Raw genomic sequence first — 18398 nt, 5'->3', positions numbered from 1 at the left:
TCTACATCATTTATTCTGCAAATACCATATTCTTTTCAATAATGAAAAAAGCCCCCGACTTAAAGTCGGGGACCGAAAAATTATCTTTCTTCTTTTTTCTTGAATGCCAGTGCCATTGCAGCTGCGATTGAACTCATTAGAATAAATACATATCCTCTTACGTCCTTTCTGTCCTCTGTCTTTGGTACTGCAAGTGCCATTCTTGTACTGCTTGGTACAGGAGTCACTTTCTGTGGCTGTGGATTCTTGCTAGGTGTTGGTGTATCTATCAAGATCACAGGATCTTCTATTGCATTCTTTGATGTTACCTTGTTATCTACACTTGCCTGTCCCGGTCTTACACTCGATGTTCCGCCTGAACTGCCGCTTCCACCTCTGCTTGTATTTGAGCTTGTCGCTATTGACGGTGTCGCTAAAGGTCTTGTCGGTCTGATAACTACATCATCATCTCTTCCCGGTATTGTGATCTGGCTTGGGGTTGCCACTCTTATCGGGGTCGTCGGGGTGGTTGGTGTTGTAGGTGTACTTGGATTTACCGGTGTTACAGGGGGTACCTGATTAATCGGGTTAATCGGATTTATCGGGCTTGGGTTTATCGGAGTTACAGGCGTTACAGGTCCCGGTATTACTACCACGCTTGGGTCCTTCTTATAGATGTATGTTACTTCTATTCTTCCTGTTGTGAATACTCCTGTCTCTGCTCCCTGTACAAGGTATAAACTATATCCGTTTATTGCCTTTGCCGCTGTCGCGTATGGCAGGCCGAGGCTTCTGGTTCCGTCAAGTATCTCATCACTTTCTATCGGTATTCCTGCAGTATTTACGTAATGGGCGATTACATCTCCTGCATCTCTTCTTCTGTATACATATGTTACAGTCTGACTACCGCTTGTAAATGTTCCTGTTGCGTTACTTGGTACACTTATCAGATCGTAATTGTCAAATACTTTTGAACTTGTTGTATAGTTCTCTCCAAGTTTCTCTCTTCCGTCAAGTACCTCAGGGCTCTCTAAAGGTACATTTCCGTTTTCATCTATATGCTCTACTACAACATCTCCAGCATCATCACGCTTATAGATATAGTTTACAGTTATAGGATCTACTGTAAATGTTCCGTTTGCGTTATTCGGTACTACTATAAGTGTGTAATTAGGTATTACCTTAGGGGTTGTTGTATATGGCAAGCCTACATTATCTGTTCCTGTTATTGTATCAGGTGTCTCGATTCTGTTTCCATGATTGTCCAGATAATTTACTGTTACTCCGCCTGACTGCTTTCTCTTATAAAGATATGTTACAGTTTGGCTTCCGCTTACAAATGTTCCTGTTGCGTTAGACGGTACTGTATCTATCTCATAGTCTGAGTAAGTCTCAGGGGTTGTTGTATATGGTAATCCAAGCTTTCTGCTTCCGTCAAGTACTGTCGGTGTGCTTAAGTCGCTGTTATCATATACTGATTTGTGGTATACGGTTACATCTCCCGCATCAGCTCCTCTATATACATAGGTTACTGTCTGTGGTCCCGGTGTGAATGTTCCATTTGCGTTAGACGGTACGCTCACTAATGTGAAGTTCGGTATTGTCTTTGATGTAGTTGTGTATGGAAGGCCGAGCTTTCCTATTCCGTTTTGGGTCTCAGGTATATCTATCTCATTTCCGTCCTCATCTACATATATAGTTGTCACATCTCCGGCAGGCATTCTTCTATATTCATAGATTACTGTCTGTGGTGTGTTTGTATATGTTCCGTTCTTATTAGCAGGCTGTGCTACCAACTCATAGTTAGGGATGTTCTTCTCTGTTGTTGTATATGGAAGTCCGAGTTTTCCTGTTCCTCCCATTACATCGTCTGTATCCAGAGGTGTTCCCGTTCCCTGTTCTACATATTTTACAGTTATACTCTGAGCATCATTTCTTGTGTAAAGATATGTTACTTCTGTTGTTCCTGTAGCAGGATATGTTCCTGTATGTCCTGTTGGAGTCGCACTTACTACTGTAAAGTTTGTTACTGTTGCAGGAGCAGTTGTATATGGAAGTCCTGACTTTCCTGCACCACTTAAGTTTTCATCAGGTGATACTGAATTTGTAGTTCCCTGCTCTAAGTGATGTACCACTACATTTCCTGCATCATTTCTCTTATAGTAATAAGTTACTGTCTGATTACCGGTTGTATATGTTCCGTTCTTATTTGTCGGTTGGGCTACCAAGGTAAAGTTTGGAATACTATGCTCAGTAGTTGTATATGGTAATCCGAGTTTTCCGCTTCCGTTTAGAGTGATATCAGGTACGAGCGGAGTTGTTGTTCCATCCTCATAGTGATGTACTACTACATCTCCTGCATCGTTTCTCTTGTACTCATATGTTACTACTGTTGTTCCGGTATTCGGATATGTTCCTGTGTGGTTTGTTGGAGTGCTGCTTACTACTGTGTAGCTTGCTACTGTTGCTGCATTTGTTGTATATGGTAAACCTGCTTTGCCTGCACCGTTTAATGTCTCATCAGGGGCTACTGATGTTGTTGTGCCTTGCTCTACGTGGTGTACCACTACATTTCCTGCATCATTTCTCTTATAGTAATAAGTTACTGTCTGATTACCGGTTGTATATGTTCCATTCTGATTTGCCGGTGTGCTCACCAATGTAAAGTTTGGAATATTTTGATCTGTAGTTGTATATGGTAATCCAAGCTTTCCTGCACCGTTCATTGTGATATCAGGTACTAGCGGGGTTGTTGTTCCATCCTCATAGTGATGTACTATAACATTTCCTGCATCGTTTCTCTTGTACTCATATGTTACTACTGTTGTTCCGGTATTCGGATATGTTCCTGTGTGGTTTGTTGGAGTGCTGCTTACTACTGTGTAGTTTGCTACTGTTGCAGGGCTTGTTGTATATGTAAGTCCTGACTTTCCTACTCCGCTTAAGTTCTCATCAGGGGATACTGATGTTGTTGTTCCTAGTTCTACGTGATGCACCAATACATTTCCCACATCTTTTCTTCTATATTTATAGATGACTGTCTGTGGTGTATTTGTGTGGGTAAGGGTTGTTGCTCCTGTTGCACTTGGGGTTGTTGCACTTGGTGCTCCGCTTACATCCACTCTTACAAACTCGTAGTTTGCTATATCTGCAGACTTGTTTGTAAGGTTTTCATTTATTCCAAGCTTTCCGCTTCCTGAGATGACCACTGCACTTGGGCCGGCAGCTCCTGCAGGTGTGTAAAGCTCTGTATTTGTTCCATCCTCTACGTGATGTATTGTTATATTTGAAGCATCTTTTCTCTTGTAGTAATAGTTTACTACCTGATTGCCTGTCTGATATGTAACTGTAGTATCTCCGCTTGCTGTCGGTGTGCTTGCACCGCTTGCTCCTGTTACATCTACATTTACAAACTCAAAGTTGGCTATATCTGCTTCTTTATTTGTGAGGTTTTCACTTAGTCCAAGCTTTCCTGTTCCGTCAAAAGTCTGTGCACTTGGTGCAGTCGCTCCTGCCGGTTTGTAAAGCTGATTTGTTGTTCCTGCCTCGTAATGATTTACTGTGATATTTCCTGAGTTCTTACGCTTATATACATAAGTTACTGTGATATCATTTCCTGCCGGCGGATAGTTTCCTGTATGGTTGGCAGGTGTTGCACTTACAAGCTCATAGTTTGCGAAAGTATCAGGTGTTGTTGTATATGGTAAACCAAGCTTATTAGCTCCGTTCATTATAACAGGACTCTTAAGTGGAGTATTTGTTCCCTGCTCTACAAAGTTTACTATAACATTTCCTGCATCTTTTCTTCTGTACTTATAGATTACTGTCTGTGCATTGTTTCCATGTGTAAGAGTTGTTGCTCCTGTGCTACTTGGGCTTGTTGCACTTGGTGCTCCGCTTACATCAATTCCTACATAATCAAAGTTTGCTATATCTGCCGCTCTGTTATTTAGGTTTTCATTTGTTCCAAGCTTTCCTGCTCCTGAGATTGTCTCTGCACTTGGTGCAGCCGCTCCTGCAGGTGTGTAAAGCTCTGTTGTTGTTCCGTCCTCGTAGTGATGGACTGTTATATCTGCTGCATTCTTTCTTCTGTATCTATAGGTTACTGTCTGAGTTCCTGCCCTGTATGTAACTCCTGTAGCTCCTGTAGCTGTTGGGGTACTTGCTCCCGGTGCTGCAGTTACTTCCACATTTACAAACTCATAGTTAGCTATATCCGCTTCCTTGTTTGTAAGGTTTTCAACAAGTCCAAGCTTTCCTGTTCCGTCAAAGGTCTGTGCACTTGGTGCTGCAGCTCCTGAAGGTGTATAAAGCTGTGTACTTCCTCCAACCTCATAGTGGTTAACTACGATATTTCCTGCATTCTTTCTTCTGTACTTATAGATTACTGTCTGTGCTGTATTTCCATGGGTAAGAGTTGTCTCTCCGTTTGTTCCCGGTGTTGTTGCACTTGCAGCGCCACTTACATCCACTCCTACAAACTCATAGTTAGCTATATCTGCCGATCTGTTTGTAAGATTCTCTGTAAGTCCTAACTTTCCACTTCCGTTTATTGTCTCAGGTCCCGGAACTGTCGCTCCTGCCGGTGTGTAAAGTTCTGTTGTTGTTCCGTCAATGTAGTGATGTACTGTGATATTTGCCGCATCTTTACGCTTATATCTGTATGTCACTACCTGATTTCCTGTCTGATATGTAACGTTTGTAGCACCTGTAGCTGTTGGTGTGCTTGCACCGCTTGCTCCTGTTACATCTACGCTTACATACTCATAGTTGGCAATATCTGCCGCCTTATTTGTTAAGTTTTCAGCAAGTCCAAGCTTTCCTGTTCCGTTAAAGGTCTGTGCACTTGGTGCTGCAGCTCCCAACGGTGTGTAAAGCTGTGTACTTCCGCCTACCTCATAGTGGTTGACTGTAATATTTCCGGCATTTTTTCTTCTGTATACATAAGTTACAGTGATATCATTTCCTGCCGGCGGATAGTTTCCGGTATGGTTTGTAGGTGTTGCACTTACAAGCTCATAGTTTGCGAAAGTATCAGGTGTTGTTGTATATGGTAAACCAAGCTTTCCTGCTCCGTTCATTGTAACAGGACTCTTAAGCGGAGTGTTTGTTCCCTGCTCTACGAAGTTTACTATAACATTTCCTGCATCATTTCTCTTGTAGTAGTAAGTTACCGTCTGTGTTCCCGGTTGGTATGTACCGTTTTGGTTTGTCGGCACTGTTACTACTGTAAAGTTTGGAATTGTCTGTGTTGTTGTTGTATATGGCAATCCAAGCTTATTAGTTCCGTTTAATGTTACATCAGGTACAAGCTGTGTTGTTGTTCCTAGCTCATAGTGATGTACTATAACGTCTCCCGCAATCTTTCTCTTATAGTAATAAGTTACTGTTTGTGGGCTTGTTCCGTGAGTTAGTGTTGTTGCACCTGTCGATGTTGGTGTTGTTGCACTTGTTGCTCCTGTAACATCTGTACTTACATACTCATAGTTTGCAATATCTGCAGCTCTGTTTGTAAGATTTTGTGTTGTTCCAAGCTTTCCTGCTCCTGAGATTGTCTCTGCACTTGGTGCAGCCGCTCCCACAGGTGTATAAAGCTGGGTACTTCCTCCCACTTCATAGTGGTTTACTGTTATATTTGCAGCATCTTTTCTCTTGTATCTGTAGGTTACTGTCTGTGGTGCTGTTTGATATGTAACTGTTGTATCACCTGTAGCTGTTGGCGTTGTCGCTGACGGTGCTCCTGTTACTTCTGTGCTTACATACTCGAAGTTTGCGATGTCTGCTTCTTTGTTTGTAAGATTCTCACTTAATCCAAGTTTTTCAGTTCCTACATAAGTTTCCGCACTTGGTGATGTCGCTCCCGCAGGTGTATAAAGCTGTGTACTTCCACCTACTTCAAAGTGGTTTACAGTTATATTTCCCGCAGTCTTTCTCTTATATTTTAATACTACGACATTTTGTCCCGGATTTAATGTTCCTGTAAGCGGTCTGCCGTTTGTAAGATCAGGCTCCGCATACTCATAATTAGCCACACCTGTAAGTGTTGCAGGCGGTGTTACCGTATATGGATCTCTAAAGCCGTGAACGCTGTCTGTATCGGCCACATTTCCACTTCCGTCATCAAGAGGTATCGGATTGCCTGCCATATCTACATATTTTACTTTCAATGTAGAATTACTTGCCACAAGTGCAGCATTTGCTGTTTTCTTATCATCACTTGGTGTAAGTGTAACGCTTGTTTCAAATACAGGATTGCTTCCCTGAGTTCCGTCAGCAAAGTCATTTCCTATTATAAGTGATGTAGATGTAACACGGTTTGTACTTATTGTATCTCCTACTCCCGGTGTTATCACCACTTTGTATGTTCCCGCTTTTGAGATGTTGTCAAATGAGTAGTCTCCGTTTGCATTGGCTGTAGTAGTCATCGGATTACCTGTTTCATCAAGTACCGGATTACCGCCAGCATCATAAAGACTTACTGTTCTGCCTGCTGCAGGAACGTCGTCATCAGTTGTAAGATATGTACCGTTTCCGCTGCCTCCTGCAGGTGGCACATCATAGTAGATCTTACCGCTGATCTTATATTTCTTTGGTACTACAACATTGCTGAGTGCCTCAAATGCACCTGTATAGCTGTCTCCGGCAAATCCCGCAAAGGTATTTACCGCTTTGTTTGTGGTATCAAGAGGAGTGGTATCAGGCATCTTTGCTCTGAATGTAATATCATCTGCCGCTCCGCTTGCCAGTGTATATCCCGGCTTCATCTTTATCCTGAACATAGTAACCGCTGACCAGTCTGAAACTGATGAAGTCCATGTAGCTCCTGCATAGTTTGCAGCTATATTTCCTTCTGTAACAGGGGTTGTACTGTATTCATATGTATAGTTCGGATTAGGATCAAGAGGACCTGTAAGTCCAAGTCTGTATGTTGAACCTCTGTCCGCATAACTACCCTGCTGATCAGGTGCTATTGCCTTATCACCCACATGTGGCAGGATATCAAAGAATGTAAATCCGCTAACGCCTGTTATAGAGTTATTGAAGATGTTCAGCTTATAGTCTACTATCTGCTCACTGTCAGGTGTTGTAAGCGATGAATATTGAGCAACACTTGAATCCGCTCTCTTTGATCTCTTTGTAAGGATTAACTCAAGTGGTGGTGAGTAAAGATATGTAGCCTTTTTGCTACTGAACTTCTCTGTGGTATTTCCGTCATTATCAAGGTCAAGTACATCTTCGTACTTACCGAGTACTTCATTAGAAGTAGCCTCTTCATTATTATCCCATGACAAATATGTGTCGATAGTATTCTGACCGCCTGCCATATTTCTTGTAGTCTTAAATCTTGGGCTGAAATATACATACCGATAACGGTCATTTCCCTCAGGAATATTTATATCCGGAAGATCCCAAATATAGGCTGTCTTTCCTGTGTTCTTGAAGTTGTATTCCACTCTATAGTTACTCATAACGGACGGTGTAAGTTCAGGATTCTGTCCTGTACTTGTCTGAATACTCTTAAACTCAAGTGCCGGATCTGCAAGTAAGAAGAACTTAGGATTTTTTATTTTTCTACCACCCGGTGGTAAAAAGTAATGGAATCTTATATTGTCAGTCATACTGAACTCTTCGTTCAGATACTTTGTTCCAAGATTCTGATTCTGTGTATCATGCTCATACTCTGCCGCAAAAGCCTTTGTCCATGTAACATAATCACTTCCGCTGGCTGTCCATGTTCTTCCGGCACCGTTATCTCCGGTTACTGTAGCAATATTTCTTGTCTGAACATTACTGCTTGCATTATTCGGCTTTGACGCCAACTGTGCTTTTACATCATTATATGAATTTTCTTCAAAACGGAATCTGTATCTTACATCTATTACTCTTCCAGTAGGAGCCTGAATCTCTATAGGATTTGTAAACTTAAGCTCTATCTTCTTATAGAATTTAGGAACCGGAAGTCTGACCTCATCTGCAGTACTTGTAATTTGAATATTTGTAGCAATTACTTCCTCACTACCGTCAGCCTTTATACCTATAAGCTTGTTGTTTGAAAGAGCTGCAAGCTGTGTATTATCAAGTGCAGGTATAGTATGTATATTTCCTAAGGTATCTTGAACCTTACCTGTAGGATTAAGAGCTCTTATCTGATATCCCACAAATTCCATATCTGTAACCGGTGTATCTACTAAAGAACTTACTCTTGTATGATATGCTCCCATAGTAGGGTATTCTTCAGGATTACCTGCATACCAGTTCCAGTTAAATCCCATGTTATAAACATGCTCTGATTTATCTCTATCTGTAAATGTAAATCTCCATGGACTCGCACTCTTACTTGCTGTCAAACCTCTGTCAGTTGCCGGAACTCTAGGAAAGGACCAGTATCTTACAGAGCTCTTTGACTTCTCAATAGATGCTGTATCCAATGAACCGTCATCATTTACATACTGCCATGTAATAGGAAATTCCACTGTTACAGGAGACGCCTGTGTACCTACGGTCTGATTATTATATCTGATATTGAAACCGTCATTTGTGTAGTTTAAGTTACTTTGAAACTCTACATCCTTAGTTATAGTGTGATTTGCAGCATTATATGTCCAAATGCTGTTTCTGGTATCTGTAGTATCAAAGTTTTCATTTGCAGGAAGCTGTACAGTAATTCTTGTCTTTCTTCTGTCACCACCCACAATTTTTGTCTCCGTACCATGGTACGTACCTGCTGCCGGCCAGTTTGTTCTTCTTGTATTGAACTGAACAAATGTAGCCAAATCATTTGCCAGAGTTGTATTGTTTTGTAAACTGCTTGTACCCTGTGCATAGTAGTAATCTCTTCTGGTATTTTTGTTTTCATCCGTATATCCTACCGGATATGTCTTTGCAGAAAAGGTATTGATGGTACTCTCAAGCAAATTATCATTTGCATCATATACCTGATATGGGATCACATAGGTCTCATCATTTGCCAATGAACGATCTTTTATTATTCCTTTAAAAGGTACTGTCTGAGTGGTACCTCCTCCAAGGCTTATAAATTTAAGTTTAACCTTGTGAAATTCACTGTCTGAGCTGTCAATACTCAAATAGTTGCTTGCCGGTCTGTTTATCCAAGTAGAAATATTACTTGAATTTACAATCGGGAAAATGTTCTTTGGTAGATAAAGTACTCCATATGCTCCCGGAATACTTCTTGTAGTGGACGATATCGTAGTATTTGCATAGAACGAAACCTCCTCTCCAACATAAAAATCGCTGTTTCCTCTGCTGTTGACAACATTTCTGTCGTATGTAACCTCTGCCAGAATATCCGGATCATTTACTATGCCGGGCGGACCTGCATAAGCTGTAAATAATTCGCTCATTGACAGAAATACCATCGCAAATGACAAAAAAGCGGATAACAGTCGCTTTCTAAAATTATTCATTATTCCTCCTATATAATTTAGTAAAAACATTAAAACTGTAAAAATCTTTGAGTCTCCTTTTTGATTGCTCCACTATTCATATCCTGCTCAATACTTTACCATTTATGTGCACTTTTCATGACTGCCTCCCCTTACTCTACAATCAAAATATCTCTTAAGACTTTTTCAAAGGGCTTTGAAAACACTTAGGTTTATCATATTTTCCATATCATTAAACCTCTCCGATATCTTCTTAAAGCATCCATTTATCAACAGTGCTCGATTATCATAGCATATGTTTTATAAAAAATCATTAATAAAGTTATACAGTTTTTAAAAAAACAATAACACATTTTAAATGTGAAATTTAAAAAATTTAAACGGTCTTAAAGCTAAAAAAGCCGAGATTTTCTTATCCCGACTCTGATATTATTCTATGTTTTTATCCTATCTAAAGTGCAATGTGCCTCGTTTTTCCTTGGCTATAAGGTTAAATATAAATGCCGCTGCCGGTATAATTCCCTGCTTAAATATTATAGCATAGTCCACACTGTAGGCTCCATATACTGCAGCCGCTATAATACAAAAAAGTGACAAAAGTACTATTTCTTTATTCTTCCTTATCATACCGAAGATAATACCCAAACCCAAAAAACCGTTATACAGACCCTGATTTGCAGCCATGGTCACTGTCTGAGAAACAAAATCCGCAGTCATATTAGGATTTATTTTCGTTCCGGCCTGCTGCCAGAAAAACATTTCCAAAGCCATTATTCCAAAACATTCAATTGCCGCCAATACAGCTAAAATCTTTGCCGCTTTTAACATAAATCCTCCTATATAATATTTTCGAGTTTTTTATTTTATATATATTAATGTAATAATACTATACGCTACTAAAGCCGTTATCATAAACAGTGATATAAATGCCGATATAAAATTCTCTTCGTCTTCACTTTTTACAAGCGGCTTTATCTGTAGCGGCACCGGAAATCCTGTAGGACACATAAAGTATAATAATACTCCGGCTTTAAATATATTATCCGCCATATATGTCGGGAAGAAAATAAAAAATCCAATAATTATAACTACACATCCGCACATCCTTATTATACCCAGCTTCAAAAGCGGAAGCAGTAGAGATTTTTCCATCTTCAGCTCATACCCCAATGTAAAGAGAATTATTCCGGTAATCGGTGTTATTACCATATCTATTGTTGATGTATAAACACTTCCAAATCCGCTGTTCATCAAATGGCCTTGAACTCCTGTTATATTGGAAACTATTCCAAATATAACCGCCAGCATAAACGGACTTAAGATTATTCTCTTTAATAATACCCTTATATCCGCTTTTTCTGAAAGCTCCCTCGTAACAAGTATGGGAAGCAATCCGAAGTTTATTAAAATACCTGCCACATCAAATGTTAATATATTTACCGCATTTGACTTTGCCACCATGCTTAGGTATAGAGGCAAAGCTACATTTCCACCTTCACATGTAAGTAAAAGGAAGGGTGAAATCTTTTCATATTTTCCCCCTTTACCCACAATAAGCTTTCCTATTACATATATTATTATCCATAATGCATCCACATATATTATCTGTGGCACAAAGCTTTCGGAAATCTTTGATTCTGCAAGTACATGATATACCAGTAAAGGAAATAATATATTAAATACTATTTTCTTGGCCCCTTCATTTTGCTCCGGCTTTATCCACGAATACTTTCGAGATAAAAATCCCAAAAACATCATAAAGAAAACCGGAAATAATACTTCAACAGCTTTCATTAAAACTCCTTCTATCGTTTTACTGTTAAATTCTGCTTAGTCTGTCAGTCATCAAAGCATATATATCTATTCCGCTTTCAAAAGTTGTCTTTATAATATTTGCAATTTCATTTGTATATCCCGGTGCAACTATTATTATAGCCTCAAGTTTTCTCTTCCTTGCCTCATCTGGTGAAATAATCGGAATATGTGATGCCGGTGCATATTTTCCCTGCTTAAAAGGTGCTGAATCTATTATACAGTCTACATAATCTGCAATACCTGTGGTTGCACAGAGGGTAAATCCCTGATGTGACGCTCCCCATATTGCTATTTTTCCCTTTTTTGCATATTTTTTTACAGTTTCCACTACCTCTTTTGTAATATCGTTTTTCTTTGAAATAATACCGCAAATATCCGGAAGTTTTCTTTTCTTTACTATCATTGATATGGTGTCTCTGTTTACCATCTCTTTTTCAAGTACTTCAAATCCGCATATGTTCAAAAGATGTGTAAGGCTCTCAAAGCTGTAATAAGCTATGTGATCCGGAATTATCTCATAAAAGCTGTTTTGCTCCATGATATATTCAAAGCTTGGTACCGTAATCAGTCCATAGCCTTCATCACATAGATTATTATATATTGCTTTTAAATATGTTCTCGGATGTGGCTGATGCTCAAGAAAATTAAAAGACATAAAAGCATCAAAAGGTCCGTTCTTAAAAATATGATCTTCACTCTCCGGGAAATCCTCATCCACCCTGAGTCCTGCTTCTTTTGCAATCTCTACAAGATCTTTTTTATGCTCGGTGCCGTACCCCTCTACCGGAAAATCTGAGAGCATTCCAAGGAATTCTCCTCTGCCACATCCTACCTCTATTATCTTCTTTCCTTCCAATGATGCAAACTCTATAAAATGTTTATACTGGCTTTTCCTTAAGCCTTCCATTGTTGTGGAATAGCCGCCGGCTCTTATAACATCTCTATAGTAATAAACCGCATCATTTTTTAACTGCACAAGACCACAGTCCTCACAGACACATAGTGATACTTCTATACCGCCGTCTTTATCAAGTTCTTCCTTTGTCGGAATATCCTGTGCACTTGCCGGCATATTTTCTATTTTCATAAGTTCATGTAATGAACCTTTACAACTGATACATTTTTTCAAAAATATTCTCCTTTATAGCTTCTAATCTCTGATATCGCACATATCCATGATACCGCCTTCAAAGCCGTAAGCTTCTTTAAAGCCGATTTCCTTTAATACACTGATACTCGGATTTAAAAAAGGTGTGCCCTCACTTGCAGCCTCTCTTTTTTCAACTATGATATTGCTTTTGCTTTTCAATATCCTTTTCATATCCTTTACATAGTCCATAAGCCGCTTATTATCTTCACCTGCTATATTAAACACATACTTCCCTTTTAAATTCTTCGTCGAAAGCAGATATATGGCATTACAAAGATCCTTGATATATATATAATTCCAAGACTGTAAACATTCCCCCGTATGTACATCAATATTTTCTCTAAAATTATTGATACAAGAAGATATTAAAGAGGTCTCATGATCTCCTTTTCCAAACACTGAGAAAATACGCATATGTACATATTCTATGCCTAAATTATCTCCAAGTTTTTTAAGCTCTGTCTTTAATTCAAGCTTTGCCTTGCCATACTCCGATTTTGGTGAGGTGGATGAGTTTTCATCCTGTAAAGGTATTTGTTTGATGTCAAAATCCTTACCGTATACTTTTTGTATATCTTCCAGAGTCTGTCCGTATTCTGCCTGAGATCCCGCAAAGAGCATTCTTTTAGCATACTTCTCCTTACATACTTTCATAAGCCTTTTTGCAAACTCTATATTTTCAGACTGAACGGCTTTATCCATTCTTCCTGTCTTGCCTATTCCGCCCCATGCCAGATGTACGCATATATCAAAATCTATGTCCGACTTTTCAATATCCTTCATGTCAAGGACTATAAGTTTGAATTTATTATTTTTTTCATACTTTAAAAGCTCATCTTTGCCTCTTGCATTTTCTCTGACCAAAGCAAGCACTTCTTCATCTTTTGAAAGGAAGTATTCCACCAAATGTCTCCCCAAAAAAGAAGCCGCTCCTGTAATAAGTACTCTCATAGTTTACTCCGGCATCCTCGGTATTATCATATTTTCTTCCATTTCCTCATCTGAAAGGAAAGGCACCAAATCTTCAAGCGGAGGACTTACCATTCTTCCGTCAGGCATTTGCTTGCCTGATGACTTAGGCTCAAAGTTTTGCTCCGTAGTTACAAAGGCCTCACAGATTACAGGTCCCTCAGCTTTAAACGTATTATTAACCGCATCCGCAATTTCCGAATTTGTCTTTGCACTGATATAATTTATACCGTAAGCATTTGCTATTTTTTCCATATTTGGGAATGAGAGGTCTCCACTGTCAGGTCCGATTCCAACCAAAGGCTTGTCACCGAAAAACTTATTTTGAGTCTGTCTGATACTGTGATATCCTTCATTATTTATCAGGAATATTTTTATATCCGCCTTATGATGCACTATTGTCTGCAACTCCTGCAAATTCATCTGTATGCTTCCGTCACCTGTAATAAGTATCAGCTCTTTATCATATCTCTTCCCGTCAAGATTTGCTATATATGCCCCTATTGCGGCCGGCAAGTCATATCCCATAGATGCCACTGCAGAGTTTGATATAAATCTCTGGCCTTTTTTTATAATGTATGAATGTCCTCCAACCACACAGGCAGATCCGTTTCCTACCACTGTAATCTGATTTTCTTTTGCCCTGTCACTTATCTCTTTTATAAAGGCATATACATTCGCCTTTTTGCTGTCATCTGTTTCAAGGAATTCTTTCCTGCACACCGGATATTTCTTTAACCAATACTTCACAGTTTCATTCCAGCTCATTCCTTTAAGACCTTCTCCGCCTTCAAATACAGGTGTCTTTTGCTCTTTTAATACATCTATAAGTTGTCGCATAAATACCTTACAGTCTACATGAACAGGTATATCAATATGTACGGTAGGCTTCTTCAGCTCTTCTTTATCAATATCATTTACTATGGTAAAGGCTTCTCTTGCCCATCCTTTGTAGTTAAATCCTACCTGCCGTAGGCTAAGTCTTGAGCCTACAGAAAGTAAAAGGTCTGAGTTTTGTACAGTAAAGTTTCCGGGTCTGTCACCGAAATTTCCCGGTCTTCCGGCGTATAGAGGATGGTCTACTTCTATACAATCCTCCGAGTTCCATCCTACCACCACAGGAATATTTAGAAGTTTTGCCAACTCCATAAACTCTTTATGTGCATTTCCTATTCTGATACCGTTTCCGGCATTAAATACAGGTCTCTTGGCTTTTCTTATTCTGTCAATAATTTCTATAAGCAAATCCCTTGATAAAGGTCTCGGCTCATTACCGAGATCTAACTTTGTTCTGTCATCAACATCAATCTTATATGGTGAGGGCTTTGCCCAACCGTCACCACCGGACTCATAATTTCTGATATCAAAACCGATCAGTTCATCTTCATCTATAATACTTCCCTGTACATCAAGCGGTATATCAAGCCAAACCGGTCCCGGTCTGCCATGTGTTGCAAGATAAGCACATTTTTCAACCAGATACCTGATTCTCATAGGTTCCGATATCATTTCACTGTACTTACTCATACACCCTATTGATTTACAAATATCAAACTCCTGATCTCCCATAGCTCTGATACCTGTTCCCGAGTATCTGGCAGTCCAATCATATCTTACCTGTCCTGAAATAACAAACATCGGTATCGAATCAAGCCATGCACCGAGCACGCCTGTTATTGCATTTGTTCCCCCGGGACCTGTGGTAACACATAGCACCGCCATTTGGTTATTTATTCTTGCATATGCCTCAGCCGCCATTGCACAGGCCTGTTCATGATGATTATATGTAATGGTAAGCCCCTTTTGATGTCCCAGTCCGTCATTCAGATGCATTGCTCCTCCGCCTGTCACACTGAAGCCATGGCTTATTCCAAGTTCTACAAGTCTTTTAGCAATATAATTGCTCAATTTGATTTTCATAGTATTCTCCCTGAATTCTAAGTACTTAAATTTTATATCAAGTCAAAATCACGACCAAAATATTTATAAAATATCAATTCGATTATACCATAAGATTTATAAGTATTATAGCTTTTCACAAAGCCTTTTGATTTTATTACAAATTTTATCAATCCTTTTTTAATTCAAAAATTGAAATTCCCCTGAAATCTCTTTCTTTTTTCTTACAGTTTCTTACCATTATATTTATTCCCTTTTCAATCGGAAAAATATTGTTATAATGATAGAACAAGCTACAAAAATGTAGTTTGAATATATTGATGGAAAATGAGGTCAGTTATGTTTAAGAAAACTATATCTATGCTATTGCTTACTGCCACTATTTCCATGACTGTTGCTGTACCCGGCTATGCTGCCATGAAAATTACAGACGCTAACTCCTTTAAATGGAGTCAGACAGGCAGTGAGTGGAAAGTTGTTGATGGTTCAGGTAAACCCGCTACAGGCTTTATCAGTTACAATGATCAGACTTATTTTTTAGATAAGAACGGCATCATGAAGACAGGTTGGATTAAGTCTTCAGGCTCTTGGTATTACTTAAATGACAATGGAACATTAGCTGTGGATCAGTGGATCGACAATTACTATGTGGACTCCACCGGTAAAATGACCAAAATACAGTAGGATAAAGATAAAGAGGCATTGATTTATTCAATGCCTCTTAGTGGTTTTTAGCTTATAATCCGTTTGCCACTCTCTTCAAACTTACTATACCCGACAATTTTTCCCTCGACTAAAAATATTATTAAATTTGAAATGTCTTATTTGAATTTATTACTTCAGATATTCTTTGATTTTATTTTTTAGAATCGGTATGACATCTTCTTCAAACCACGGATTTTTCTTCAACCATATCATATTCCTTGGTGAAGGATGTACTATAGGCAAATACTTTGGTAAGTATTCATTATATGCTTTTACTGTCTCTGTCAGATTGGACTTTTCTTTATCGCCCAAATAGTATTTCTGAGCATATTGTCCTATTAGAATAATTAGATCTACTTTAGATAATTCTTTTAATATTTTTGGATGCCACTTGGCTGCAAAATCTTTTCTTGGAGGTAAATCACCACTTTTACCTTTTCCCGGATAATAAAAGTCCATCGGAACAATGGCGAATATATCTGATTCATAAAAAGTCTTTTCATCTACTCCCATCCATTCTCTAAGCCTGTCACCGCTTTTATCAAACCAGTATTTTCCTGCCTCCTGTGCTTTAATTCCGGGAGCCTGACCTACAATCATTACTCTGGCATTCTCCGGTGCCGAAAACAGCGGCTTTATTCCGGCTTTTGTAAACTTTTCATTTTCCTTGTCCGACATTATCTCATCAAATATCTTTTGAACATTTCCTGAAAACATAAGTCTCCTTATCCACTTTTAAAAATTATTATCAATATCTGTCTTGCAGCGCATATACTCCCGTACACATCTTCATATATGATATGCCATAAAATAGAGATTTTCAAACTGAAAATAAATTCGTAATTCAAAAAAAAATACAGATTGCCTTTCTACATTATTCTTGACATCATTTTCGTTTTCAAGTATAATTTTTCAAGTATGCGGGTGTGGTGGAATTGGCAGACACGCAAGATTTAGGTTCTTGTGGGCGACCGTGCAGGTTCAAGTCCTGTCACCCGCAGTAAAGCTGTTACTTATGTAGCAGCTTTTTTAATATTCTGAATTTCTTATATTTTTCTTTATACTTACTAAATCATTTGACTAAACTATCCTGTATTAATTATAATTATAATAAAAAAAATACCGGATTGCATACAAAACACCTAATGCAATCCTGAAACGGGAGTTTCTTATGGCGTTTTTGGATCATTATAGGGCCACTAAAACATTAACCTATAATCAGAGATTTCTGCTCATCTCTACTGTACCTATTTATTTTATGGTTTTTGCATTGATTTTTTCCCCGATAGATGAAATCTTACCGGGATTATGGCAAATAATCATACAACCAGACCTCTTAATTACAGATTATATTGTGGTAGGCGGAATAGGTGCGGCATTTTTTAATGCAGGATCGCTTACACTTATTTTACTTTTCCTTTTACACCATTTTAAGGTCGAGTTTGACAGGCATATTGTAGTGAGTTCCTACCTTATTTTCGGTTTCTCACTCTTTGGCAAGAACGTGGTAAATATATGGCTGATACTCTTCGGCTTCTTTATTTATGCCAAACTTCATGGATATTCACTTAAGAAATATATATATTACGGCTTATACGGAACCAGCCTTTCACCTGCAATTACTTTGGTAATGCAGACCTTGCACAAAAATCCTGTATGGCAGATAGTTCTCGCAAGTATTACCGGACTTCTTATAGGTTATGTATTGCTTCCTATATCCATTCATGTAAAGTCCTCACATAAGGGATATTCTCTTTACAATGTAGGATTTTCATCCGGTATTATAGCTACCGTGCTTGTATCCATATTCCGCTCTTTCGGTATTGATATTGAAACAAGGCTTATTTGGGATGAATCACATACTCTGCTTTTTGCCGCCGCATTATTTGTACTGTTCTCATATATGATTATACTTGCAATAATACTTGACGGTAAAAAGTTGATGCCTTCATACTTTAATCTTTTAAAGGAAACCGGAGTACATGGAACTTATAACCACGAATATTCAGATGCAGTATATATATTTAATATGGCTGCAAACGGAATAATCGCTACTTTATTTGTCCTGTTTACAAAAGGTGATTTGAACGGACCTACTATCGGATCTATATTTACAATCGTAGGATTTTCTCCTGCAGGTAAGCATATGAGAAATATACTACCTGTAATGGTGGGGGTATGCTTCTCGGCATTCTTAAAACAATGGTATATCAATGATCCTGCACCTACACTTACCCTCCTTCTCTCCACCACTTTGGCACCTATTGCAGGAGAGTTCGGTATTATAGCAGGGCTTATAGCAGGTTTTATACATTCCTCAGTAGCTTTAAATGTAGGTATTGTTTATAAGGGATTGAATCTTTACAATAACGGCTTTGCCGGCGGTATTGTAGCTATTTTCATGGTTCCGGTCATAGAGTCGATTATTGAAAAAAGGAAAAATGATAAAGAAAAAAAATTAAATAAATCGTAGT

At 38.7% G+C, this 18398-nt stretch carries 9 protein-coding genes and 1 tRNA gene; 3 read left to right on the top strand and 7 right to left on the bottom strand.

The window, feature by feature from the left end; translation table 11 throughout:
- Positions 1-80: 80 nt before the first annotated feature.
- The 6 genes from EHV10_RS13735 to EHV10_RS13710 all read right to left on the bottom strand — a co-directional run bounded on the left by EHV10_RS13735 (position 81) and on the right by EHV10_RS13710 (position 15240).
- Positions 81-9407, bottom strand: a complete 9327-nt coding sequence (locus EHV10_RS13735; RefSeq protein WP_158609925.1) for a MucBP domain-containing protein — start codon at positions 9405-9407, stop codon at positions 81-83.
- 426 nt (positions 9408-9833) lie between these two features.
- Positions 9834-10214: a DUF1304 domain-containing protein gene (locus EHV10_RS13730; protein WP_128675136.1), complete on the bottom strand. Its 381-nt coding sequence runs from the start codon at positions 10212-10214 to the stop codon at positions 9834-9836.
- 30 nt (positions 10215-10244) lie between these two features.
- On the bottom strand, positions 10245-11180 hold the full coding sequence (locus EHV10_RS13725; protein ID WP_128675135.1) for an AEC family transporter: 936 nt from the start codon (positions 11178-11180) through the stop codon (positions 10245-10247).
- 25 nt (positions 11181-11205) lie between these two features.
- Positions 11206-12330 (bottom strand): class I SAM-dependent methyltransferase, encoded by a 1125-nt coding sequence (locus EHV10_RS13720; protein ID WP_128675134.1) that lies wholly within the window; start codon positions 12328-12330, stop codon positions 11206-11208.
- Positions 12331-12351: 21 nt separating this feature from the next.
- On the bottom strand, positions 12352-13302 hold the full coding sequence (locus EHV10_RS13715) for an NAD-dependent epimerase/dehydratase family protein (RefSeq protein WP_128675133.1): 951 nt from the start codon (positions 13300-13302) through the stop codon (positions 12352-12354).
- 3 nt (positions 13303-13305) lie between these two features.
- Positions 13306-15240 carry a thiamine pyrophosphate-binding protein gene (locus EHV10_RS13710; RefSeq protein WP_128675132.1) on the bottom strand — a complete coding sequence of 645 codons (1935 nt, stop codon included), beginning with the start codon at positions 15238-15240 and terminating at the stop codon, positions 13306-13308.
- Between the two features lie 318 nt (positions 15241-15558).
- Between EHV10_RS13710 and EHV10_RS13705 the strand changes: the two genes are divergently transcribed.
- A complete protein-coding gene (locus EHV10_RS13705; RefSeq protein WP_007594869.1) occupies positions 15559-15903 on the top strand; it encodes a choline-binding protein A in 345 nt (114 codons plus the stop codon).
- 150 nt (positions 15904-16053) lie between these two features.
- On the opposite strand, the gene EHV10_RS13700 is transcribed toward EHV10_RS13705, so the two are convergent.
- Positions 16054-16641 (bottom strand): uracil-DNA glycosylase family protein, encoded by a 588-nt coding sequence (locus EHV10_RS13700; protein ID WP_128675131.1) that lies wholly within the window; start codon positions 16639-16641, stop codon positions 16054-16056.
- Positions 16642-16844: 203 nt separating this feature from the next.
- Between EHV10_RS13700 and EHV10_RS13695 the strand changes: the two genes are divergently transcribed.
- Positions 16845-16924: transfer RNA gene (locus EHV10_RS13695), tRNA-Leu, on the top strand.
- 171 nt (positions 16925-17095) lie between these two features.
- On the top strand, positions 17096-18397 hold the full coding sequence (locus EHV10_RS13690; protein WP_128675130.1) for a DUF1576 domain-containing protein: 1302 nt from the start codon (positions 17096-17098) through the stop codon (positions 18395-18397).
- Position 18398: the final 1 nt, after the last annotated feature.

Origin of the sequence: Lachnoanaerobaculum gingivalis, assembly GCF_003862475.1 — a bacterium.
Lineage (GTDB): Bacteria > Bacillota > Clostridia > Lachnospirales > Lachnospiraceae > Lachnoanaerobaculum > Lachnoanaerobaculum gingivalis.
Note: the sequence above shows the minus strand (reverse complement) of the source record. Positions and strands in the feature narration are given on the sequence as shown.

What these genes read in the sequence shown, in the direction of transcription:
- EHV10_RS13735 (WP_158609925.1), bottom strand. Translation starts at nt 9,407, where the DNA reads ATGAATAATTTTAGAAAGCGACTGTTATCCGCTTTTTTGTCATTTGCG.
- EHV10_RS13730 (WP_128675136.1), bottom strand. Translation starts at nt 10,214, where the DNA reads ATGTTAAAAGCGGCAAAGATTTTAGCTGTATTGGCGGCAATTGAATGT.
- EHV10_RS13725 (WP_128675135.1), bottom strand. Translation starts at nt 11,180, where the DNA reads ATGAAAGCTGTTGAAGTATTATTTCCGGTTTTCTTTATGATGTTTTTG.
- EHV10_RS13715 (WP_128675133.1), bottom strand. Translation starts at nt 13,302, where the DNA reads ATGAGAGTACTTATTACAGGAGCGGCTTCTTTTTTGGGGAGACATTTG.
- EHV10_RS13710 (WP_128675132.1), bottom strand. Translation starts at nt 15,240, where the DNA reads ATGAAAATCAAATTGAGCAATTATATTGCTAAAAGACTTGTAGAACTT.
- EHV10_RS13705 (WP_007594869.1), top strand. Translation starts at nt 15,559, where the DNA reads ATGTTTAAGAAAACTATATCTATGCTATTGCTTACTGCCACTATTTCC.
- EHV10_RS13700 (WP_128675131.1), bottom strand. Translation starts at nt 16,641, where the DNA reads ATGTTTTCAGGAAATGTTCAAAAGATATTTGATGAGATAATGTCGGAC.
- EHV10_RS13690 (WP_128675130.1), top strand. Translation starts at nt 17,096, where the DNA reads ATGGCGTTTTTGGATCATTATAGGGCCACTAAAACATTAACCTATAAT.